The sequence below is a fragment of the Dysosmobacter sp. Marseille-Q4140 genome (assembly GCA_018228705.1).
Taxonomy (GTDB): domain Bacteria; phylum Bacillota; class Clostridia; order Oscillospirales; family Oscillospiraceae; genus Oscillibacter.
In genome coordinates this window covers 683,570-706,087 of sequence record CP073694.1, presented here as the reverse complement: position 1 = coordinate 706,087, position 22,518 = coordinate 683,570, and the positions used below count along the sequence as shown (strand labels likewise).

16 protein-coding genes, 1 tRNA gene and 2 pseudogenes are annotated in these 22,518 nt (G+C 54.4%); 17 read left to right on the top strand and 2 right to left on the bottom strand.

Annotated features, from left to right (window positions below; translation table 11 throughout):
• Nucleotides 1–343 precede the first annotated feature (343 nt).
• From KFE19_03380 to KFE19_03360, 5 genes and pseudogenes are all read left to right on the top strand, one after another.
• Nucleotides 344–419, top strand: a tRNA-Thr gene (locus tag KFE19_03380).
• 706 nt (nt 420–1,125) lie between these two features.
• Nucleotides 1,126–1,290, top strand: a pseudogene (locus tag KFE19_03375) (sigma-70 family RNA polymerase sigma factor).
• A 399-nt stretch (nt 1,291–1,689) separates the two neighbouring features.
• Nucleotides 1,690–2,946 carry an S-layer homology domain-containing protein gene (locus tag KFE19_03370; GenBank protein QUO38565.1) on the top strand — a complete coding sequence of 419 codons (1,257 nt, stop codon included), beginning with the start codon at nt 1,690–1,692 and terminating at the stop codon, nt 2,944–2,946.
• Between the two features lie 61 nt (nt 2,947–3,007).
• Nucleotides 3,008–3,247, top strand: a complete 240-nt coding sequence (locus tag KFE19_03365) for a helix-turn-helix domain-containing protein (protein QUO38564.1) — start codon at nt 3,008–3,010, stop codon at nt 3,245–3,247.
• Between the two features lie 236 nt (nt 3,248–3,483).
• A complete protein-coding gene (locus tag KFE19_03360; protein QUO38563.1) occupies nt 3,484–3,723 on the top strand; it encodes a hypothetical protein in 240 nt (79 codons plus the stop codon).
• Between the two features lie 110 nt (nt 3,724–3,833).
• Here the strand turns inward: KFE19_03360 and KFE19_03355 are convergent, their stop codons facing one another.
• Both KFE19_03355 and KFE19_03350 read right to left on the bottom strand, forming a co-directional pair.
• Nucleotides 3,834–8,384, bottom strand: coding sequence for a leucine-rich repeat protein (locus KFE19_03355; protein ID QUO38562.1), 4,551 nt, complete (start codon nt 8,382–8,384; stop codon nt 3,834–3,836).
• Nucleotides 8,385–8,413: 29 nt separating this feature from the next.
• Entirely contained in the window at nt 8,414–9,883 is a 1,470-nt protein-coding gene (locus KFE19_03350) for a helix-turn-helix domain-containing protein (GenBank protein ID QUO38561.1), read from the bottom strand.
• Between the two features lie 897 nt (nt 9,884–10,780).
• Between KFE19_03350 and KFE19_03345 the strand changes: the two genes are divergently transcribed.
• The 12 genes and pseudogenes from KFE19_03345 to KFE19_03290 all read left to right on the top strand — a co-directional run bounded on the left by KFE19_03345 (nt 10,781) and on the right by KFE19_03290 (nt 22,128).
• On the top strand, nt 10,781–11,680 hold the full coding sequence (locus KFE19_03345; GenBank protein ID QUO38560.1) for a helix-turn-helix domain-containing protein: 900 nt from the start codon (nt 10,781–10,783) through the stop codon (nt 11,678–11,680).
• A 5-nt stretch (nt 11,681–11,685) separates the two neighbouring features.
• Nucleotides 11,686–12,168, top strand: coding sequence for a PcfB family protein (locus tag KFE19_03340; GenBank protein ID QUO38559.1), 483 nt, complete (start codon nt 11,686–11,688; stop codon nt 12,166–12,168).
• A complete protein-coding gene (locus KFE19_03335) occupies nt 12,165–12,470 on the top strand; it encodes a conjugal transfer protein TraG (protein ID QUO38558.1) in 306 nt (101 codons plus the stop codon). Before KFE19_03340 ends, KFE19_03335 begins: the two co-directional genes overlap by 4 nt.
• Before the next feature lie 23 nt (nt 12,471–12,493).
• Nucleotides 12,494–14,368 carry a recombinase family protein gene (locus tag KFE19_03330; protein QUO38557.1) on the top strand — a complete coding sequence of 625 codons (1,875 nt, stop codon included), beginning with the start codon at nt 12,494–12,496 and terminating at the stop codon, nt 14,366–14,368.
• A gap of 78 nt (nt 14,369–14,446) precedes the next feature.
• A complete protein-coding gene (locus KFE19_03325; GenBank protein ID QUO38556.1) occupies nt 14,447–14,641 on the top strand; it encodes a transposon-encoded TnpW family protein in 195 nt (64 codons plus the stop codon).
• 133 nt (nt 14,642–14,774) lie between these two features.
• A complete protein-coding gene (locus KFE19_03320; protein QUO38555.1) occupies nt 14,775–15,071 on the top strand; it encodes a hypothetical protein in 297 nt (98 codons plus the stop codon).
• 185 nt (nt 15,072–15,256) lie between these two features.
• Complete coding sequence (locus KFE19_03315; GenBank protein QUO38554.1) at nt 15,257–16,090, top strand: methyltransferase domain-containing protein; 834 nt, start codon at nt 15,257–15,259, stop codon at nt 16,088–16,090.
• A 131-nt stretch (nt 16,091–16,221) separates the two neighbouring features.
• Nucleotides 16,222–16,518: a DUF3847 domain-containing protein gene (locus tag KFE19_03310; protein ID QUO38553.1), complete on the top strand. Its 297-nt coding sequence runs from the start codon at nt 16,222–16,224 to the stop codon at nt 16,516–16,518.
• 241 nt (nt 16,519–16,759) lie between these two features.
• Nucleotides 16,760–18,268: a MobA/MobL family protein gene (locus tag KFE19_03305; GenBank protein ID QUO39511.1), complete on the top strand. Its 1,509-nt coding sequence runs from the start codon at nt 16,760–16,762 to the stop codon at nt 18,266–18,268.
• Nucleotides 18,269–18,786: 518 nt separating this feature from the next.
• The gene (locus KFE19_03300) at nt 18,787–20,688 is read left to right on the top strand and encodes an AAA family ATPase (GenBank protein QUO39510.1); all 1,902 of its coding nucleotides are present in this window, start codon (nt 18,787–18,789) and stop codon (nt 20,686–20,688) included.
• A 142-nt stretch (nt 20,689–20,830) separates the two neighbouring features.
• Nucleotides 20,831–21,175 (top strand): annotated as a pseudogene (locus KFE19_03295) (type IV secretory system conjugative DNA transfer family protein).
• Nucleotides 21,176–21,201: 26 nt separating this feature from the next.
• Nucleotides 21,202–22,128: a sugar phosphate isomerase/epimerase gene (locus KFE19_03290; protein QUO38552.1), complete on the top strand. Its 927-nt coding sequence runs from the start codon at nt 21,202–21,204 to the stop codon at nt 22,126–22,128.
• The last annotated feature ends 390 nt before the right edge of the window (nt 22,129–22,518 follow it).

Below are 22,518 nucleotides of genomic sequence, written 5' to 3'. Positions count from 1 at the left end.
GTTGTAGTGCCTGGTTATTTAAAAAATTATGTAAATGTAATTTGATGGAAAAAGCAAAGAGAATAGAAAAAATGATCGGGAAAAACCACAAAAAACGTCGACTGAAACAGGGTAAAACAGGCGCTTTCATGGGAAGGGATCGGTGCTTTTCTCTGTGAAAGAACAAAAAATCTACAAAATGACAGAGGGAAAATTGCAGGAAAACCTTCAAAAATACGATTTGTAATCAAAAGGAGGCGGGATTTGCGGAACCAGCGGCCCGGGAAATAGGTGTTGACGCTACGTGTAAAATATGCTATACTTTCCTTCGCCTAAAAGTGCCTCCGCTTAAATGAATATTGATGCTAGTGTAGCTCAGTCGGTAGAGCAGCTGATTCGTAATCAGCAGGTCAGGTGTTCGAGTCACCCCACTAGCTCCATCAAGCCGCAACAATCTGAATCTCCTAGCCTGTAAGCTTAGGGTATCAGAGTGTTGCGGCTTTTTTTATTTCAAAAATGGTTTTTCCAATAAATCGCCTGACGCTTTTTCATGGAACTGGGGGGGACTTGAACAGCGTTTATGATGGTATCAAGGTCGGTTTGAATGCCGATGCCTTTTTTGAGAGCTAAAAGGGCGCTGTTTTTTGAAAATTCATATACAAATATTACGGCACGGCGCCGAATTGGTGGTTTCAGAGAATCACCGATCCGGTGCCCCTTTTCATTTCAAAGAGAACTACGTAGTCAAAAAGGGGGATGCTGTCTGCCGGAAACATGGATGCACAAAGCACGGCGGATGCACAAAGCACGTATCAAAAAATAGGAGTGAGACCAATGAAAAAATGCAGCAGTGGCTGGAAAAAGAGCGCCGCAATCTCCGCATCTAAGAGTCCGCAAAAGCGCTCAATCCGCAGATATGTGAATAAAGAGGATCTGGTCAACAGCATCTTGGCCAGCAGGTCGGGCGGCGTCTATAAAACCCCGAGGGAAGGGAGGAAATGAGCGATTTTGATGCGGTGTATGTGGACCACGAGTTGTCTCCCCACACCGAGACAGTCTGTATGAGTTTTTAAATCAAATATAACAAAAAACTTTTTGAGACTGGTGTTGTTCGTTGCATTTCCTTTAAAAAGTGCTACGTTGACCGAGGTTTTCTCCGCTTTGCCGCAGAGGTCGCAGAGCATTTTGATTTTGCACTGCACTCTGGAACTGGCAAACGGCGAGATCGGCAGTCTCGTTGGGGTGTCCCGGAGCGCCGTTCAGCGGCACCGAACGAAGGCTCTGCAGGAGCTGCGCCGGACGGACTGTTGAAGAAGCAACGAAAAGGCCGCTGTTTCATCTTGTTTGAATGCTCCAGAAGTCAGTCAAGATCGGGGCGCCGCGCAGACCACAGACATCAGCCCTCCAGGCCCGACGCACGGCTGGAGCATTTTCCCAGTATGGGTTGACAACGGTCCCGGCCTGTGATATTTTGTAACTATATCGCGATAATCCTTTAAATCGTTAAATTTGTGCATGAATACGTCCGAGCGCAGCGGCATCCGGCCGTCTCCTGTTCCCCGAACGTCCATGTAAAAGCGGTGGAGATGCTGCCTGCATCCCCGCCGCTTTCTGCGCACAGGCGCCTTCGCGGCGGCCGCCCCGGTCCCTGGCCTGATCATGGGTTCCATGTTCGGTATAAAAATGGACAAAGAGAGGAAGCGATGTACCATGAAAACCCGCGTTTTATCCCTGCTGACTGCCTTGTGTCTCTGCGCCGCTCTCGGCACCTCGGCCTTCGCCGCCCAGGACCTGACCAAGAATCAGATCTGGGTCTACGACGGACAGAGCGTGAGCGATGACATCTGCTATCACAATATGGACGAGGATTCCAGCGGCAAGGGCTGGAGTTGGTCTGCTGCCACTCAGACTCTGACCCTCAGCGGCTTCGAGGGCTGCTTCAACGTCCACGCGCTTGGGAGCACCGTGAAGGCCACCGTGTACCTGACGCCGGGCACCACGAACACCATTACCCAGGGCGTCACCATGTGGGTCGGATACGGCTATGACATCAGCACCCTGGCCATCCGGGGGACCGGCAGCCTGGACGTCTGGGGCTCCGTCGACTGTACCTACCTGGACATCCAGGATGCCACTGTGACCGTCGGCAGTACAGTCCCTCGCCTGATCATGCGCAGCGGCTCCTTGACGGCCCGGGGCATCTCTTACAATGATCTGGATGCCGTGAGCGAAGAGGCCTACTACGGCGGCAGCGTAAAGCTGGATAACCAGGGCTTCCCCGCGTTCTGGTATACAACGGAGCAGACGGCTCTCTCGCCCTATTCCAAGGTGCCCGCCACCGACAAGGACGGTACGCCTCTGATTTTCGGTATCTACCAGGATATAGGCGGTATGTCCTTCCAGGGCTACGGCTATGCCGACGGCACCCCGGCCACCACCGCCGTCATCGGCGGCAGCACGGCTGCCCCCACCGGCTTTACCGACGTGGCCGCCGATGCCTACTACGCCGACGCCGTGGCCTGGGCCGTAAAAGAGGGCATCACCAACGGCACCACCGCCACCACCTTCAGCCCCAACCAGACCTGCACCAGGGGTCAGATCATCACCTTCCTGTGGCGAGCCGCCGGGGCGCCGAATCGCGGCATCGATGATAACTTCACCGACGTGGCCGACAGCGCCTACTATGCCTACGCCACCCGCTGGGCCAAGGAGAACGGCCTGGCCAGCGGCGACACGTTCTCCCCGAATGCGCCCTGTACCCGGGAGATGGCTGTGGAGTTCATGTGGCGCTACAGCGGAAGCCCCAGCGCCCCTGACGCCGGCTTTACCGATGTGACCTCTGATGCCGTGGACTGGGCGGTGGATGCCGGTGTGACCAACGGCACCAGCAGCACCGCCTTCTCTCCGGAGCGGACCTGCACCCGCGGTCAGATCGTCACCTTCCTCTACCGCGGTTTCGCCGAGTGATCTCTCATGTTTCCCCCGCTGCCCTTTCAGGGGGAAACACCACGGGACAGTAAAAAAAGAGTTGCGGTCTCAGACCTGTGCCTGTACGGTGGAAGAGATCGCAGCGATCCTTCCCATCGGGCGGTCATCCGCCTGTGCGCTGGTCAAGAAAGGGCTCTTCAAGCGTGTACGCATCGGCACGGCCATCCGGATCTCCGGGAGGTCCTTTGGACGAGTGACTGGAGCAATTGTAATACAGAGGAGCGCACCATGGCGAGGCTGTGGCGCGCTCCTCTGCATGATAGCCAAACTCTTTGTTTAAAAGTGAAGAATGAACCTATCCGGTATTTAACCCCTCTCTTCGATATCATATCGAAAGGAACTTTACGAAGAAGTCTGGAACATATCCATAGTAGGTGTATCCCCTAATATGGTATCCCATATGCCGGATGTCCAGCAAAAATTTTGGATGATTTTGGGAAAATGCGGCACTTTATGTCGGATGATGTACTTAAACCAGCTATGCTCCCGATCATTATCTGAATAAGAAGAGAGACGATGAAGGAACAAATTATAAATCTGTTTTTGGCAGTTGTCATGATGCTGGGGTTGCTCCCGACTGCGGCAGTGGCCTACACCGGTTCACAGAAAGTGGGGTACACCGTGACCGGCGCGGCCAATCTGGCTGATCTGCTGTTCAGCCTGGCCCCAGCCCAACACTATCCCATGGCTCTTTCCAAAACGCCCGTTGTGTTTTTGGCTTTCCAAAGATCCTCTATCTTGTTTACAGTGACGTGAATTTTGAGTGTTTCGTCCTTGTAGATGTCTGTCCCGGCAGGTGCTCCCACACAAAAAGCACCCGGCGCCCTCTCGGACGCCGGGGGTTGATTCGCTTGGAATTTTGCCGTTTAGGCCAGCCAGCGGTACAGCATTACCGCCAGCTGGGCGCGGGTGGAAGGACCGGTGGGATTGAGCAGGTCGTCGGAGGTGCCGGTGATGATGCCTTGGCCCACGGCCCAGTTCATGGCCTGGACGGCATAGCTGCTCACGTTTTGTGCGTCGGGGAACCTGGAGAGGTTTTCCTCCATCGTCACGGCCGTCATGCCGTTTTGCACCGCGTACCGGTACAGGAGGGCCGCCAACTGCTGGCGGCTGACGGGGCTGCCGGGATTTGTCCCGTCGGAGATCCCGTTTGCCACCGCCCAGGCCTTGGCTGCCGCCATGTCGGCGGGTTTGGCCCCAGCCATCCGGGCCAGGATCATCCACACCTGCTGGCGGCTGACGGTGCCGCCGGGAGCAAAGGTGGAAACAGAAGTTCCCCGCATATAACCGCTACTGCTGGCCCATTCGATTTCTGTGTATGCCCAATAATCGGCAGGCACGTCGGCATAGGTGGGGCCGGATTCCGGAATGGCTGCCCCACTGGAGGAAGATCCGCTAGAGGAAGAACCGCCGGAAGAGGAGCCACCGGAGGAAGGACCGCTGGATGTACCGGCATCGCTGTCGATCTCGGGAGCGGTGGAACCGTTGCCGGTGACGGACACCGTGCCGCTAGAGACGATTTGGGTCCAGGTGGGATCCTCTGTAGTGTCTTTGCCGTCGTCGTAGGTGACGGTGATGGTGCCCTGTCCGACGCCGGTGAGGTCCACGGTCTGCGTTCCAGGGTCATAGGTCAGGGAGGCGGACGCCCCTTCGGCACAGGAGCCCTGGAACGTGACGCGGACCAGAGTGTCGCCGTCATTGGGGTAGTACTCGCAGGAGAGCTCCACCGCCTCGCCGGAGGCTTGGGCTTGGGTGACCTCGCCGTCCGTCAGACGGAACGTGCCGGTCTCGGCCTGGCGGATGGTATAGGAGGCATAGTCGTCCGCCAGGGAGACCTCTGCGTCCGAGGTTAGCTCCTCCAGAATGACTGCTCCGCTACCAGAGAGCCAGCAGGTGGTGGACGGTGCCCCTGCGGTGCCCGCGCCAGCGTCGTTTGCAATCATAGAGACGGGGATTGCGAGAAGGTTGTGGGTGGTCAGGTTGACTTGTTCCTTGGCGTTGAGCAGTGCGAATTCGGAAGCCGTGATATTGAGGGAGGGACTGGACGGATCTAAAAAGGTGATGGTACTGGAATTGCCGATATAATTATTGCCGGCTTCCACATAGTTCCAGAGTGATTCATCCGGTGTGTCGGGATTCTGAATGCGGATCGTTTTCGGCTGGAGGGGAAACGAATTCTCATAGAGGGTGATCAGCAGATACTCTGCCTCCAGTACTTTCTCGTATTGATAATCGTAGGCGCAGACAGCATGAATGACGCCGTTTCTGCCTTTCATGTAGATCAGTGGCATACAGCCCTCTCCGCGCTTGTAGCGGTCGATGGCTTCCACCAGATCGGCATAGTCGCCGTAATGATCCTTCAGCTGCTGCTGTACAGACGGATAGTGCTGGAGAACATGTGAAATCTTGATCAGTTCGTCAGCGGTCATGTCGGCGTAGGGGCGATCTTCCAAACGGCTGGGGACGCCCTCCAGGGTATCATCTTTCTGGACCTGGTCTAAGGCCACACAGCCGAAGAGGGAGACCGGGATCTCACCGGCATTGATGAGGGAGGCGGTCAGGGCCATACCGAAGCAAAGTCCGTCGCTGCCCAGGCCTTCGGGAAGTTTGTCTTTGAGCAGCTTTGCCTTGACTTTTCCGAGCAGGGAGGAAACTAGGTCATAGGGGATATTGGAACTGTAATTTGCAAAGGACCATTGCTGAATATGGGAGGCGGTGAGGGTGGCCCGGGCCAGCACTTCCCCGCCGCCGCTGAGGTATACGTTGACCGTATCGTTGGGCGAGACAGCGGCAGAGAGGTGCTGTGCGTCTACATAAACTTCCAATTGACGCTGTGAGGGATAGGCGGTGAGCCCCACTACGGAAAAAAGACGCTCTCCGGAGGCATAGGCGGTGAGATGACCGGCGAAGGGGGCCGTCTGTAATGTCTCATCCACATCCCCCAGAAGGTCTCCGTGCTCTGCGATCAGCTTTTCCCAGTCGGCCGTGCTCAGGGTCAGGTAGTATGTAGCAGGGCTATAGAGGGGAACAAAGCTGCTGGAAGGGGCATTTGGGGTGACAATATCTACGGACGCAAATTCCGGGATATGCTCGACGCTGCCCACGCCGTAGAACCCGTCCGTGCAGGTGATGAGGGCAAAGCGAAGATCCTGGTTGCCCTCTTCGGCAATATTGATCTCGTCCCAGGCGGCGCAGGTGCTGTTGTAGGTCACCTTCTCCAGGCTGGCGCACTCTTCAAAGGCGCAGATGTCCACGGAGCGCATGCTCTTGGGCATTTCCAGGGAGCGCAGCCGGGTGCAGCGGGAGAAGGCGTACTTTCCGATGCTGGTGACCCCCTCGGGAATGGCCAGCTCTGCCATGGCGGCGCAGTCGCGGAAGGTATATGGGGCGATGGAGGTGACGCTCTGGGGGATGGTCACCGCCGTCAAAACGGTACAGCCGGAGAAAGCGGACTTCTCAATGGTCTTGACGCTCTCCGGCAGGGAAATCGTCTCCAGAGCCGTACAGCCTGAGAAGGCCTGTTCCCCGATGGAGGTGACGCCGGCGGGGACAGTGAGCCCCGTCAGGTTTTCGCAGTTGTAAAACACCCAGCCGGGAATTTTGGTCAGGCCGGCGGACAGGCGCGCCCGGGTCATGGGGCAGCCGGAAAAGGCATACACACCCAGCGCTGTGACCGTATCGGGCAAAGAGAGTTCCACCAGGCCGGCGCCCTCAAAGGCACTCTCGCCGATCGAGGTAAGGCCGCTTGGGAAGGACAGGCTGGGCAGGTTGGAGCAATTGTAAAAGGCCTCGTCTCCCACGGATTTCACACTGCTGGACATTAATAGGGCAAAAAGATCAGTGCATTCATAGAATGCCCTTTCCCCCACGGAGATGATGGCCTCTCCCATGGTCACAGACTCCAGCTGATTGCACCCCGAGAACAACTCCGGAGCGATGCGGTCCAGAGTCGAAGGCAGAGAGATCGCTTCCAGCTGATCGCAGTCTAAAAACGCGCCGCAGCCCAGGCTGGTGATGCTGTCGGGCAGGTACACATTGGTGAACTGGCAGCCCCAAAAGGCGTAATCACCGATGGTTTCCGTGCCGTCGGGCACCTCCATGGCGGACAGGGGGCAGCCCAAAAAGGCGGCATTCCCGATGGAGAGGAGCTGACTGCCCTCTTCAAAGGTTGCGTTTTCCAAGGCGGTGCAGTCTGCAAAGGCGTTGTCCTGGATCTCCCGGACCGAACTTGGGATTTCCACCTGCGTCAGTATAGGCGAGCAGGAATAGGCGTATTCGCCGATCACCTTCGGCTGTATAAGCAGGGATTCCGCGTAGTCCGGTGCGGTAGTCCACTCGCTGGGCCGGTAATATCTGGGGCGGGTGTGGAGGAGCGTCTTGTCGATATTGTAGAGCTGTCCGCATACACTGGTGTAATACTGGTTTCCGGGCTCGACGAAGATGCCCACGGCGGCGGTGCAGAAGGCGCCGGGACCGATCTCCTGCACGCTGGCGGGCACCGGGATAAATCGCATGGCGGGGTTCTCCTCCTCTGTGCCATTGAAAAAGGCCCCTTCCCCGATGGACAAAAGCCCGCTGTTGGGGGTGATTTCTGTGTAGCGGTTTTCAGAGAAGGCAAAGGCACCAATGGTCTTCACGCTGTCGGGGAGCGTCAGATCAAAGGATTCCGCTTCGGCGTTGGCTGTCGTGGCGTGGAAGGCGTACATCCCGATCTGCGTAACGCCTGCGGGAATGGATACCACGCCCAGGGCGGGGTTCTCCGCCAGGGCGAAGTCCCCGATGGCCGTCAGGGTCGACGGCAGAGTGATGGATTCCAGATCAAAGTCATAAAAGGCGCCGACGGCCAGGGAGGTGATGCCCTCTCCGATGACTACACTGGAAAACGCTGCCGGCTCGGCGTCGAGCTCCTGGGAGATGTAATAGTCTATGCTCCATGGGTAAGGGACGAAGCTGACGCCGTCATTGGTGTGGTTAATGGTGTACTCCGGGGAAAGGTCGCAGGAAAATGCATCTGCCTCATCCATGGGGCCTTCGCCGGACAAAGACAGTATCCCGTCCTTGATCGACCAGGTGATGTTGTCTCCCCAGGTGCCCGCGTACAGGGTACCCGTGGCGTTGGCAGACAGCAGCGCGGCAGCAGGCACTTCCTCGATAGCGGGCTCGTCCTCAGTGGCAGGCTCACCCTCAGCGGCGGGGTCTTCCTCAGCGGCGGGCTCGTCCTCAGCGGCAGGCTCACCCTCAGCGGCAGGCTCACCTTCAGCGGCGGGGTCTTCCTCAGCAGCGGGTTCCTCCTCGGGGACGAATTCCTCAGCGGCGGGAGAGCCTTCCGCCGCTGCTGTGGGGACGATCCCCCCCAGCGGGGTACACAGTCCCAGTATCAGGGCAAAGGTTGTGATCCAGCACCAGATCTTCTTCATATCCATCTTCCTTTCTTGGTGTGCTTGTGTCAGATTGTGCATTGTATTTCGCTCTGGGCCAGCTGCTCCAGAACCTCTGCGGTCTCCTGGGCGCTGAGCACCTGCGGATCGCTGGGCAGGTGGGTGACCCACCCGTGGAAGGCCCGGCACAGGTTGGGCTCCCGGATTTGGATGGAGCAGAAGCCGTCCTGAAGGGGAAATCGCTTCGTGGTGAAAAAGCCGATGCCGGAGCGGCGGGAGGTGGTCATACTCAGGTAGTCCGGGAAGCTCCCGGTCTCCAGAATGCGTCCGGTGATGTCACCGCTTCGGATATGCCCAGCCAGGGCCAGCATCAGCTGCCGCCGCTGCTCCGGCGGGAAGGGGGCCACAAAGGCGACGGGGAAATCGTCCAGAGATCCGGTGGCCTGGAACCGCTCCAGTCCGCTGCGGGTGAAGATGGTATAGAACTGCTCCGCCGTCCGCAGGCGGCCGAACCGCTTTTGCGCCACGGCCTCCAGCCGGTCGTAGAAGGGGAGCTCTGGCCGCAGGTACCGGCCGATGGTGGCCTCGTCGTAGAACCGGCCGAAGCAGGGCTGGTCCATGACCATGTAGAAGCCGTCTGCATCGGTCGACGCGTCGTAGGACTCCAGGATCTCCACCGGGTCGGCCGTGTACTGGATCAGGGGGCGGCACCGCTCCAGCAGGGACTGGAAATGACGGTGGTATTGCTCCACCTGGTCTGTGCCCCGCAGCAGCATGGCCTGGGAGCCGTCTTCCGACAGGCACACCGCGCAGCTGTGGGTCACCAGAAAATAGGGGAAGGGGTCGGTGTACCGGGCGGCGATGCTGTCGTAGTAGTAATAGGGGTGATAGTTCCGTTTGGACAGCAGGCAGATGGGCAGGACCCGGCAGAAGCACTCCAGATTGTGCAGATTGATGTCCTCCGCCGCTCCGGAGGCGTCGAAGGCGATGATCTGTCGGACCTGCGCCCCCATGCGGCCATCCAGATACCGGCGCAGCAGCTCGTCGCTCAGGAAGATGTCCGAGGGCGGGACGGTCAACTCCACCCGGGCGTCCGGCCGGGTCAGCTCCTGAGAGAGGATCATCCGCAGCAGAGGATGGACGTTGGAGGCGCCGGAAAAGATGGAGCGTGGTCCGGCATAGCCGTCCAGATCCAGCAGCAGGCGGCTTTCCTCAAAGGCGGGAGCGGTGAAGTCCAGCCGGGCCAGGTTGGAAAACAGCCTGCCTACGATCTCCCGGGACTGCCGGAGGCCTTCTTTTTCAAACTGGGCGTCGTAATAAGACCGCAGCCGCCGCTCCTCCCCGGGAGTCAGGCGCAGGTGGTAGATCAGATCGTCCAGAGCGGCATAGGGCAGCACTCGCTGCCCCGTCAGCGTTTTGGACAGGGCCGTCCGCTCCACCCCGGACAGCCGGGACAGGGCCGACACGGTCAGACCCTTGGCCTGCAGCAAATCACGCAGGTATTGACTGAACAGCTGCATATCGCGCACCTCGCTCAAAGCAAAAATTGTAAGTAATTGTAATATAGCATACCTCCCGCGAAAAGGGTGTGCAAGAACCGTGCGGATTTTCTGCACATGCGCAAGCACATCCTTCTTTGAAGAGACAGACGGTCATATTGGGAGCGGAAAAAGGCTTTGAAATTACCTGAGGGGCGTGGGAGGACAGAGCAGGAAAACCTTGCATCAAAGAATTTGGGACCCCGAGGACCATACTCACGCCGCGCCCTACACCTTCGAACAGGCGGGAAGAAGCGGAACTAAAAAAACTCCCTGACCTGCTGATTTTTGATGAAAAACGCCTTTAAACCCTTGCACTGCAATGGATTGACGCTGGAATGGGTTTCGTAATCAGCAGGACAGGTGCTCGAGTCACCCTGCTAGCTCCATCAAGCCGCAACAATCTGAATCTCCTAGCCTGTAAACTTAGGGTATCAGAGTGTTGCGGCTTTTTTTCTGAAAATCAAGCCAAAATCTGATTATCCCTTGAAAACACTGTATCCACGGGCATTTCAGACAGGTCAAAACCATCTCATTTACTACGATTTTACTACTGTTGAGTGAGCCTTGACACGCTGAAAGACCACGAAATGCCAAGATACGGGTACAGTACCCGTCAATCGGGGCCTCCGCCCCGTGACCATATAACTGAATACAGACCGGCCATCTGCCGGGGCAACGCCATGGGTAACACAAACCTGTGGCGTTTTTTTATGCCCTGCCGGGGGCACGCAAAACTGTATAAAAACGGGTGGGAAATCCCCTGTTTTTTCGCCTGTGGGCGGCGCAAATGAAGCCGCCCATATCCTTTCCCTTATGGGAGGCCGGGCGGTGATATGGGGGCGTAACCCCGCCGAAACGAACACTTTTCAAAACCGAAGGAAGGAGGTATCCAATATGGCGGTATTCCGCATTGAGAAAACCCGCGATTACACGGTGATGTCCAACCATCACCTGCGGGACAAGTCGCTCTCGCTGAAAGCGAAGGGCCTTCTCTCCCTCATGCTCTCCCTGCCGGAGGAGTGGGACTATACCACCAAGGGGCTGGCCCGGATCTGCAAGGATGGCGTTGACAGTATCTGCGCCGGGGTGCGGGAGCTGGAGGAACACGGCTATGTGATCCGCCAGCGGGTCCGCAACCCCAACGGCCAGCTCGGCGCCATCGAGTACACCATCCTGGAGCAGCCCAGACCGCCGGAACCAAAACCGCAAAAACCTGAACGGGAAAATCCAGTCTTGGATAATCCTGAACAGGCTTCCCCTGTCTTGGAAGAACCTGAACAGGGAAACCCCGCACAATTAAATACTAATAGATCAAGTAAAGAAAAATCAAAAAAAGATCTATCAAGTACGGAAGGATCAAATCCTGTCCAATCAATCCCCCAACCCCCCAGGGGCTCGGACCGGAAAGGACGGGACCGGATGCGGGAACGGGAAAGCTATCGGGAATTGATTTTGGAGAACATCGAGTATGACTGCCTCATCCAGAACCACCGCCTTGACCGTGACCGCCTGGACGAGCTGGTGGAGCTCATGGTGGACACGGTGTGCTCCAACCGGGAGATGATCCGTATCGCCGGGGACGACTACCCGGCGGAGGTGGTCAAGTCCCGGTTCCTGAAGCTGAACAGTTCCCACATCGAGTATGTGCTGGACCGGATGCGGGAGAACACCACCTATGTCCGCAATATCAAGAAATACCTGCTGGCCGCTTTGTATAACGCCCCGGCCACCATCGACAGCTACTACACTTCCCTGGTGAGCCACGATATGTACGGCGGCGGAGATCGGAGGTGATGTGAGTGCAGGAAGAAATCACCCAGGGCGTGGTCTCTCTTTCGGTGGAGACCGGCAAGATGACGGCGGACCTGCTCCAAAAGGCTGTGAAAAAGGTGCTGGAGGAGATGCAGAAGAAGCCCTCCCAGCGCAGCTTACACCAGGGAAAACAGACCCTGCACCAGCTCAAACAGCATGGGGCCTCCCTGACCAACATCGAGATCACGGAGCAGAACATCAAGGCGTTTTCGGCGGTGGCGAAGAAGTATGACATCGACTATGCCCTGAAGAAGGACCCCACAACCGACCCACCGCACTACTATGTGTTCTTCAAGGCGAAGGACAAAGACCAGCTCCAGCCGGCCTTCAAGGAGTTCACCGCCATGACTCTGGGCCGGGAGAAGCGCCCCACCATCCGGGAGCGGCTGGCCCAGGCCCAGGAACAGTCCAGGACCAAACACCGGGAACGGGAGAAGGTCAAGGCCAAGGACCGGGAGGTGGCGCGATGACCGACAAGGTGAAAAAGCAGATCATCCTCAACCTCCCATATCTCATCTTTGTGTATCTCTTTGACAAGCTCTGCCAGGGGGTGCGGCTGGCGCCTGGGGCGGACGCCTCGGAGAAGCTGCTCCATATCGGGCAGGGCTTTTCGGCGGCCTTTGCCAGCCTGGCGCCCAGTTTCCATCTGCTGGACCTGTGCGTGGGCGCCGCCGGCGCGGTGCTGATCCGGCTGGCGGTCTACTCCAAAGGCAAGAACGCGAAGAAATACCGCCGGGGGATCGAGTACGGCAGCGCCCGCTGGAGTGCATAATTTTAAGTGTAAAGGAAGCCTATATGGACGCACAGGAGGTTATGCACATGACTGATTATAGTAAAATTACAGCCCTTTACTCCCGCCTTTCCGTGGGCGACGAGGACAGGGACGGCGGTGAGAGTAACTCGATACAGAACCAAAAAATCTTTTTGGAGAACTACGCCAGAGGGCAGCACTTAACCAATATCCGGCACTACATTGACGATGACGAAAGCGGCAGATTTTTTGACCGTTCTGCCTACTCCCGCATGATGGACGATGTAGAGAACGGGAAAATCGGTGTCTGCATTATGAAAGACCTGACACGCTGGGGGCGTGACTATCTCCAAGTCGGCAATGCGATGGAGATATTCAGACGGAACAATGTGCGCTTTATCGCAGTCAACAACGGGATAGACAGCGAAAAGCCCGATACATTGGAGTTTGCGCCCTTTATCAACATCATGTCGGAGTGGTACGCAAAGGACATCAGCAAGAAAGTAAAGACCGGCATTAAGACGAAGGGCATGAGTGGAAAGCCGATTGCCACCGAAGCCCCCTATGGCTATGTCAAATCCCCGGACAACAAGGATTTTTGGATTATCGACGAGGAAGCCGCCGGAGTTGTTCGTTTGATTTTTCGCCTGTTTCTGGACGGAAAAAACCGAAACCAAATTGCCGTATATCTCACGCAGGCGCAAATCCCAACGCCCACATTCTACATGAAAGAGCGCGGGCGGGGAACCTGTAAAAACAGGGCGCTCAATGAGGCCAACCGCTATAAGTGGAACAAAGCCACCCTGACCCATATCCTCACACGGCAGGAGTATTGCGGTGATGTTGTCAACTTCAAGACCACAAAGCACTTCCGCGACAAGCGGAACCACTATGTAGACCGGAGCCAATGGCAGATAACCGAAAATGTGCATGAGCCGATTATTGACCGCACCGACTTTGAAACCGTACAGCGGATTTTGGAAAATGCGCCCGTCAAACGCCCCAACGGGGACGGGGAAATCCACCCTTTGTCGGGCTTGCTTTTCTGTAAGGATTGCGGTGCGAAAATGCACATTCGCATAGATTATCGGAATGGCGGCAAGCGTCATGTTGCCTATTGCAGCGAGTACCACAAGGGAAAAGCCAAAAACCCCAAATGCAATTCCCCGCACATCATTGACGCGGATTTGCTCATGCAGACCATCGCGGAAGTGCTGAAGAAAATCGAGGACTATTCTATCAGCAACTGGGCGGAATTTGAAGCCTTAGTGAAAAAGAACCTTGCCATGCAGCAGACCGACAAGACCAAGAAACAGCAGAAGCGTATCCCGCAAATCACGACGCGCCTTGAACAGATTGACAAGGTGCTGAACAAGCTCTATGAGGACAACGCCCTCGGCACGATCCCGCAAGACCGCTATGAGCAAATGTCGCAGAAGTATTCAGAAGAATACTATGCGCTGAAAGCGGAGCTTGCCGAGCTGCAAGAGCAGCTATCCGCTTTTGAGAACGCGGGCGGACGGGCGCAGAAGTTTTTGAAGCTGACGGAACGCTACGCTGCCTTTACCGACCTGACCCCCGCCATTCTCAACGAGTTTATCAGCCGGATTGAAGTGCATGAGCGCGACAAGAAAAGGGCAAAACAAGCCATTCAGCACATCGGGATATATTTCAACTATATCGGCAAATTTGAGAACGAAGTGACACAGCTTACAGAGCCAACGGAGCAGGAAATCCGGCAAATGCGGGAGAAAATCGAGGAAGCCCAAAAGGAAAAGAGCCGCGCCTACCACCGGCAGTATTCAAGGGAGTACCGGGCGCGTAACCTTGAAAAGCGACGGGAGTATGACCGCATGAAAGCACGGGAATACCGGGCAAAGAAAAAGGCACAGGAAGCCGCCGCAGCACCCGCACAGTAAAACCGAATACTGACAACCAAGAGGGATTTTCCGGGCTACGGGAAATCCCTCTTTTGCACCCAGAGAAAGGAGCCGCCTATGGCAGAACAGAACGGGACACCTCAATCCCCCGACAGTGTTATCACGACACAGAGGGACGGACAGACCATCGTTGCGGAGTTGTTTTTCAACCACAGCGGCACAGAAACATTCCGCGACAAGCTGCTCAAAGTGATACTTGCCGACAGCTTGCAGGACGGTCAAGAGCCGGAAAAAACGAAAATCACGCGATAGGAACCGCCCGGACGAAGAATGGTTCGCCGGGGCGGTTTCTATTTGAAAATCCCCATTTTCCCCAAGTCAAGAGCCGGAGAAAACACCCGAAAAATGCCCCTATTGCGTAACAGGGGCGCAGAAAGGAGAGTTTATGCGAACAGGGCTTCCCAAGCAAAAAAAGACCACAGACATCTGGTTTGATGAGAAAGACCCGTTGATCCATATCCGTACCCACAATACCGACTTGAAGAAGCGGCTTGCCGCCTATGCCGAGCAGCACCCCGATGTGTGCCGCCAGACCGACGCAGACCCGGAAACGGGCTGCATGGAGTTTGACATTGAGAAAGGCCGCTTCTCTTTCCGTCTGACCGCCCCATACAGCGAGGAACGGCGGGAAGCGGCGCGGCGGTACGCCAGAGAGAGCAACGCCGCCGACAGGCTGAAATAGAGTGGAAATGTTCATAGTTTTGTGCTATACTTTTTCTAAAAGCAGAGTAATACTGCGGAATTGATTGGAGGACAACACAATGGTTACATTCATGAGATTAAGATAAAACCGCGAGTTATGTTGCGGTTATCCGTACTGCATAACTCGCTTATTGAAGCAGAGATGTAATTACGGAGGAAAAACAAATGAATAATAATTTATCACGCTTTGCAGACAGCAAGGTTTATTTTCAATGCCCAATTTGCACAAAATCAATGGATATACAAGGCAATAGCCTAATTTGTAGACATGGACATTGCTTTGATATTTCAAGATATGGGTATGTAAATTTGTTGTTAAAATCATCGCCCAAAACCAACTACAGCAAGCGGTCTTTTGACAACCGGCACCAAATTTTGGAGTATGGCATGTATGATGTTGTGTTGGAGAAAATCATACAGTTTATTTCTGATACGCCATCTATAAGAAACATTTTAGATGTTGGTTGCGGCGAGGGTTTCTATGCAAGGCAGATACAGCAAAGAACAGAACGAAACATCTTTGCTTTTGACTTGTCAAGGGAGGCAATACAGATTGCATCAAAAAAAGACAAGCGCAAAGCAGTGAAGTGGTTTGTTACTGACTTATCAAAAATCCCTTTGAAAGACGGAAGTATGGATTGTATTTTAGACATATTTTCGCCTGCACACTACAAAGAATTTCAGCGATTGCTATCTCCTAACGGATATGTTGTGAAAGTAATTCCTACGAAAAATCATTTGAGGGAAATTAGGACTAAAGTGCAAGCACACTTGAAAAATCCAGATTATTCAAATGAGTCTGTCGTTGAATATTTTGAGAAATATCTTAAAACCATTTCAAGAGAAACGGTTTCAGCCACCGTACAGTTGTCATCAGAACAAAGAATGTCGTTTATTGAAATGACGCCGCTTCTCTTTTGCGTTGAAAAAGATTGCGTTGATTGGTGTACTCTCACACATTTGACAATCGAAGCTGATGTTTTAATAGGAATGTATTAAAGGGCGTATTGATATTTAATATTCCCATTTATTGAGCAGAACGGAGTAAACCAAACACCCTAATCAAAAGGACAGCCGAGGAAATCGACTGTCCTTTTTCTATGCCGACAGGTAGAAAGGAGTGACCACCCATGACGAAACCGAGAGAAAAAAACCGCGAGGAATTGCAAGCCGAGATTGAGGACGGGAAGAAGAAAATCCGGCAGCTTGAAAACCGGGAAAAGGTGTTGCGGCAAAAGTTATCCCAAGAGGAACGCAGGACGCGCAGCCATCGGCTGATCGTCCGGGGTGCGGTCTTTGAGAGCATTGTGCCGGAAGCCAAGACCATGACCGACGAGGAAGCCGCCGCCTTTCTCCGGCTTGCCTTGACGAGCGAGGAAGCGCGGGCTTATCTGAAAAAACGCACCAAGGGCGGGAAAAGCGAATAATCCCTTTGGCACAAAGGGCGCACTTATACACCCTTACGGGTGCGTGCGCTCTGCCGAGGGCTTGTCGGCACAGAGAGAAAGCCGCTTGCTTCCCTCTCTGACCGACATTGGCGGCTTTGCCGCAACAAGGGGCTGCACCCCTTGCGCCGCTTACGCGGCTATCCCTGCACACCCACAAAAACAGTACACCCGCCGTTGGCGTCTGTACCATTTTTGCGGGTTTTATTATCCTATCCGGGAGGTGATACCCATAGCCATCTACCATTGTAATATCAGCATTGTCAGCCGGGGCAAGGGCAAATCAGCCGTTGCCGCAGCCGCCTACCGAAGCGGCGAAAAGTTGACAAATGAGTGGGACGGAATGACCCACGACTACACCCGCAAAGGCGGTGTTGTCCATACGGAAATCCTATTGCCGCCCCATGCCCCGCCCTCTTTCTCTGACCGCGCTACCCTATGGAACAGTGTGGAGCTTTACGAGAAAACCGGGAACGCCCAGCTTGCCAGAGAGATTGACGCAGCACTCCCCATAGAATTATCCAGAGAGGAACAGATCCGGCTTGTCCGGGAATACTGTTCCTCTCAATTTGTTTCCAGAGGAATGTGCGTTGATTTTGCCATTCACGACACCGACAGCGGCAACCCCCATTGTCATATCATGCTTACTATGCGCCCCCTTGACGAGCGCGGCGCATGGGCGGCGAAGTCCAAAAAGGAATATGACATTGACGAGAACGGCGAGCGCATACGCTTACCAAGCGGCAGATACAAGACACACAAAGTTGACCTCACAGGCTGGAACGACAAGGGCAACGCGCTTTTATGGCGCAAGGCATGGGCGGATATTTCAAATGCCTACCTTGAACGCGCCGGACGCCCGGAGCGTATCGACCACCGCAGTAACGCCGAGCGCGGCATTGACGAGCTGCCTACCGTCCACATGGGCGTAGCGGCTTGTCAAATGGAGAAGAAAGGCATAGCCACCGAGAAAGGCGAGCTGAACCGGAATATCCAAAAGGCAAACCGCCTTATCCGGGAAATCCGGGCGCAGATTGGAAAGCTCAAAGAATGGATTGGCGAACTGTTCAAGGCGCGGGAAAACGCCCCGGAGCAGCCCCCGCAATCCCCCGGCCTTGCAAATCTGCTGATGAAGTATTTAAGCGTTCAGAGAGAAAAGAGCCGGAAGTATTCGCAAAGTTGGCAAAGGCAGCACGCCGCCGATGAACTGAAAACCGTTGCAAAGGCAGTAGGCTATCTTTCCGAGCATGGCATTTCCACCCTTGCGGAGCTGGACGCTACCCTTTCCTCTGTCAGCGACCAAGCCGACGCTATCCGGGCGGGCATGAAAACCGCCGAGAAGCGCATGAAAGAATTACAAAAGCTGATTGAATACGGGAAGAACTACACCGAGTACAAGCCCATTCACGACGAGCTGAAAAAGCTGAAAAATGGCTGGACGAGCAAGCGCGACAAGTACGAGGAAGCCCACCGCGCCGAGTTGACCCTATGGAACGCAGCGAGCCGCTATCTCCATGCAAATCTGCCGAAAGGGACAAAGACCTTGCCTATCTCTGAATGGGAAAAAGAGTACGCCACTCTCAGCGGGCAGAGAACAGCGGAATATACCAAGCTGAAAGAAACCCGCGCCGAGGTTGCCGAACTGCACAATATCCGCAAGTGCGTTGATATTGCGCTGAAAGCCGACCAGCCGGAGCAGACCCGCGCCAAGCGGCATGAACAGGAGCGATAAGGAAAAGGACGGGCAAGCTGTCCAGCTTGTCCGTCCTAAATGCTTTCCGATAAACCGGGATTTGCTTTTACCATTGTAGCTTACATTTACCAGAGGCACTCCTAAATTCCCAACGCAGATAATATCTGCTCTTTCCATCTAAGGCTATTGTACCGGATGGAGAGTGTTCATTGAGTTTTAATATGGGGTGCTTCTTCTTATCCAGCAAAAGGACCTCTATATTCCCTTTCGACAATTGTGTATCTAACAAAAATGAATATGTCCTGCTCTCGTAAAATCTTCCCATGTGCCTAACCCATCCAGTACAAGAATCCAGGGTAACCCTATCTCCGTTTTTGCCAGGCACAAACACAAATAAAATCGCTCTTATACATTTTGTTGTCGCAATTGCCCCCAAATAGTATGGAAATCCCTTAAAAATCATATATCGCACCATCTTTATGATAACTTCCAATTTGTTGTTTTTATTATACTTAGAAACTATGAACAATTCAACCGAAGAAAGCGAGGTATCAACCATGTATTACACCCAAGAACAGATAAACCGGGCGAACCAAGCCGACCTTGTTTCTTTCCTGCAATCACAGGGCGAGCAGCTTACCCGCGCCGGGAATGAATACCGCTGGAAACGGCACGACAGCTTGACCGTCCGGGGAAACAAATGGTACAGGCACAGCCAGAGCAAGGGCGGCGGCCCCGTTGATTTTGTCATGGAGTTTTTCGGCAAGAGCTTCACCGAAGCCGTGGAACTTCTCACAGGAGAAAAGGGAGCCGCACCGCCGCCGGACAGACCTTGCCACGCGTCCCTTTCCGACTTCCGGCTACCGCCCCCAAACAACGACAACAGAATAGCGAGGAACTACCTCACAGCAGCCCGCCGCATTGATGATGATGTGACGGGCTTTTTCTTTGCCCGCGGCGATATTTACGAGGACGCAGCCCACCACAACGCCGTATTTGTGGGGCGGGACGAGGACGGAATACCGCGCTACGCCCACAGCAAGGGAACGGCGGGAAACTTCCGGTTTGATGTGAAAGGCAGCGACAAAGCCTTTAATTTCTGCTACCGAGGCGAGGGTGACAGGCTTTTTGTCTTTGAAGCCCCCGTTGACCTGCTCTCTTTCCTCTGCCTGTTCAAAAAGGCGTGGCAGAAGCAGAGCTATTTGTCATTGGGCGGCGTGGGAGAAAAAGCCCTGTTGCGTTTCCTCTCTGACCGCCCGAACATCAAGACCGTTTACCTCTGCCTTGACAGCGACCAAGCCGGAAACGACGCTTGCAGCCGCCTTGCGGAGCTTGTGCCGGAGGGCTTGACCGTCCACCGCCTTGTGCCGCTTTACAAGGACTGGAACGAGGTATTGCAGCACCGGGCAGAAATCACAGACGGGAAGTATATCCGGGAAGCGGTTTACGGATTGAAAGAACCGCCGCAGGAAGAAACCGTCGAGATTATCCGCATGAGCGAGGTTGACACACAGACCGTTGAATGGCTATGGGAGCCGTATATCCCTTTTGGGAAAGTAACCATTGTGCAAGGCAACCCCGGCGAGGGCAAGACCACCTTTGCCCTACGCCTTGCCGCCGCCTGCACCACCGGGGGAACGCTGCCGGGAATGAAGCCCTTGCCGCCATTCCAAGTGATTTACCAGACCGCCGAGGACGGGCTGGGCGATACCGTCAAGCCCCGCTTGATAGAAGCCGAAGCCGACCTTGACCGCGTGCTTGTGATTGATGAAGCCAAACGGGAGCTTACCCTCTCCGACGAGCGCATAGAAAAGGCAATCACGCAGAACGGGGCGCGGTTGATTATCCTTGACCCCATACAGGCGTACATGGGCGAAAAGACCGACATGAACAGGGCAAACGAAGTGCGCCCCATGTTCCGCCGCCTTGCCGATGTTGCCGAGCGTACCGGGTGCGCCGTTATCCTTATCGGACACTTGAACAAAGCCGCCGGAGGACAGAGCGCATACCGGGGCTTAGGTTCTATTGACTTCCGCGCCGCAGCAAGGAGCGTCCTGCTGATCGGGCGCGTGAAGCGGGAGCCGAATGTGCGCGTTATCGTCCATGACAAATCTTCCCTTGCGCCGGAGGGCAAGCCCGTTGCCTTTTGCCTTGACCCGGAAACAGGCTTTTCATGGATAGGCGAATATGACATAACCGCCGACGAGCTGCTATCCGGCGCGGGCGGGAACACCGCCACCAAGACCGAGCAAGCCGAGAAGCTGATACTTGACCTGCTTGCAGACGGGAAAGAACTTGCCAGCGAGGACATTGTAAAGGCCGCAGCCGAAGCCGGAATATCCGAGAGGACGGTACAGAACGCCAAGCGCAACATGGGCGGTATTTTAGGCGCAAGGCGTGTCGGCGGTCAATGGTATAACTTCATCAAGAAGAAGCAGCCACCCGAACCCGCAAGCTGAAAGTGCAAAACGCAGACCCTTTGCACTTTGCACTTTCGCACTTTCACAAGAATTTGCGTCAATAACTCAAAAAAGCACTTGACAAAACGCTTCATGGGGCACCCAGGCCGACATCGCCCCTTACATGGACAAGGATTTTTTCAACAACATCCCCATGACCCAGACGGAGCGGATCACCATGTCGAGCCGCCCCAAGGAGCCCAAGTACGCCAGGAACAAGAATATTTTGGTCATCGGCGGTTCCGGCAGCGGAAAGACAAGGTTCTTTGTCAAGCCTTCGCTCCTCCAGTGCCATTCTTCGTATGTGGTCACCGATCCGAAGGGGACGATATTATGCGAGGTAGGGGCTCTCCTGGAGCGCAAGGGATTTGTTGTACGGTATTATCGCCAACGGCATGAACATGCTTGGGATTTCTCCATACTGGCAAAACGTAGTAAAGGGAGCCGTGATTGTGATCTCTGTTATTTTGGATACCAGAAAGAATAGCAAAAAGTCGTAATGGGGAGAAAAATATGAACTTATCGTTGCTTACAGAAGGATTTGGTTCTGATAGTGAGTATGTTTTTGGACTAGCAAACAAACATCGGTACACGGCGGTTGAGATTGCCACCTGTAACTGGTGTGGAGATCCTCCCATAGATATGGACGAGCTGATTTCCAGTGCTGTTGCCAGAGAACATTTGAAGGAAAGCCTCAAACGGCACAATTTGACCATCTGTGCGTTGAATTGCTCCGGCAATCAGTTGGCGCCAGGCGAACGTGGTAGAAGCCATGCGGAAAATGTTTTGAAAACATTTCGCTGTGCAGAAAAGCTGGGAGTTCAGAAAATTGTTATGATGTCCGGCCTACCCGGGGGCGGCCCAAAGGACGAGTACAGCAACTGGGTTGTGGCCTCATGGCCGGAGGAAACCCAGGAAATACTGAACTATCAGTGGGAAGTTACTCTGGCCTATTGGGAGAAAACAGTCCGGCAGGCGAAGGAATGTGGCATTCAAAAAATCGCGTTGGAGAATCATCCATATCAAATGGTTTACAATGTGGAAACACTACTGAAACTTCGCAATGCGGTTGACCCTCTTATCGGTATGAACGTAGATCCAAGCCATTGTTTCTGGATGGGGGGAGATCCCATTATGATGTTGCGGGCATTGGGGCCTGCCATTCATCACATTCATGCCAAAGATGCGAGAATTGAGCCCTATGTAGCAGGTATCAACGGACTGCTGGAATCAAAGCCTATCGACTATTGCGCTACCAGAGCTTGGAATTACGCCACTGTTGGTTATGGACACGGCCTTGGTTGGTGGAAGCGCTTTTTTGCCGAGGCACAGATCATGGGGTATGATGGAGCAGTTAGCGTTGAAATTGAGGACAAAACTATGAGCAGTGAGATCGCATTGAAGAAAGCTACCGAGATTTTAAGACAGGCCGTGATCTGAGGTTTGCTGTCACTTAAATGAGAATAAAACACGATTTTTTCGAAAAAACCATCATTCAAACCGCTTAAGTTGGGCATTGATAATTTTGGGTATATTCCAAAAGGAGTTTTGAAACAGTTAGAAAAGATAGAATATGGGCTGAGAAATTATACTCTCAGTCCATATTTTATTAATATTAAAAAATGGGTTAACCATTTCTTTTGAAGTATGACTGACAAGATAGACCTAGGATATTTTCTTATAGTCTCAGCGCTGATGCGGAACAGCCGGAAGCGATGGATGCTTTCCTGACCGACAAATAAGGCGGAGGGGTGTTATCCCCCTGCATCGCTGGCCATTGTGACTGGGAGGTGATCGCTTTGCGAGCACCTCCCTTTATCTAGTACTTTT

Bases quoted from the DNA above. Each gene is read 5' to 3' on its own strand.
- KFE19_03370 (QUO38565.1), top strand. From the start codon at position 1,690: ATGAAAACCCGCGTTTTATCCCTGCTGACTGCCTTGTGTCTCTGCGCC.
- KFE19_03360 (QUO38563.1), top strand. From the start codon at position 3,484: ATGAAGGAACAAATTATAAATCTGTTTTTGGCAGTTGTCATGATGCTG.
- KFE19_03355 (QUO38562.1), bottom strand. From the start codon at position 8,384: ATGAAGAAGATCTGGTGCTGGATCACAACCTTTGCCCTGATACTGGGA.
- KFE19_03345 (QUO38560.1), top strand. From the start codon at position 10,781: ATGGCGGTATTCCGCATTGAGAAAACCCGCGATTACACGGTGATGTCC.
- KFE19_03335 (QUO38558.1), top strand. From the start codon at position 12,165: ATGACCGACAAGGTGAAAAAGCAGATCATCCTCAACCTCCCATATCTC.
- KFE19_03330 (QUO38557.1), top strand. From the start codon at position 12,494: ATGGACGCACAGGAGGTTATGCACATGACTGATTATAGTAAAATTACA.
- KFE19_03325 (QUO38556.1), top strand. From the start codon at position 14,447: ATGGCAGAACAGAACGGGACACCTCAATCCCCCGACAGTGTTATCACG.
- KFE19_03320 (QUO38555.1), top strand. From the start codon at position 14,775: ATGCGAACAGGGCTTCCCAAGCAAAAAAAGACCACAGACATCTGGTTT.
- KFE19_03315 (QUO38554.1), top strand. From the start codon at position 15,257: ATGAATAATAATTTATCACGCTTTGCAGACAGCAAGGTTTATTTTCAA.
- KFE19_03310 (QUO38553.1), top strand. From the start codon at position 16,222: ATGACGAAACCGAGAGAAAAAAACCGCGAGGAATTGCAAGCCGAGATT.
- KFE19_03300 (QUO39510.1), top strand. From the start codon at position 18,787: ATGTATTACACCCAAGAACAGATAAACCGGGCGAACCAAGCCGACCTT.
- KFE19_03290 (QUO38552.1), top strand. From the start codon at position 21,202: ATGAACTTATCGTTGCTTACAGAAGGATTTGGTTCTGATAGTGAGTAT.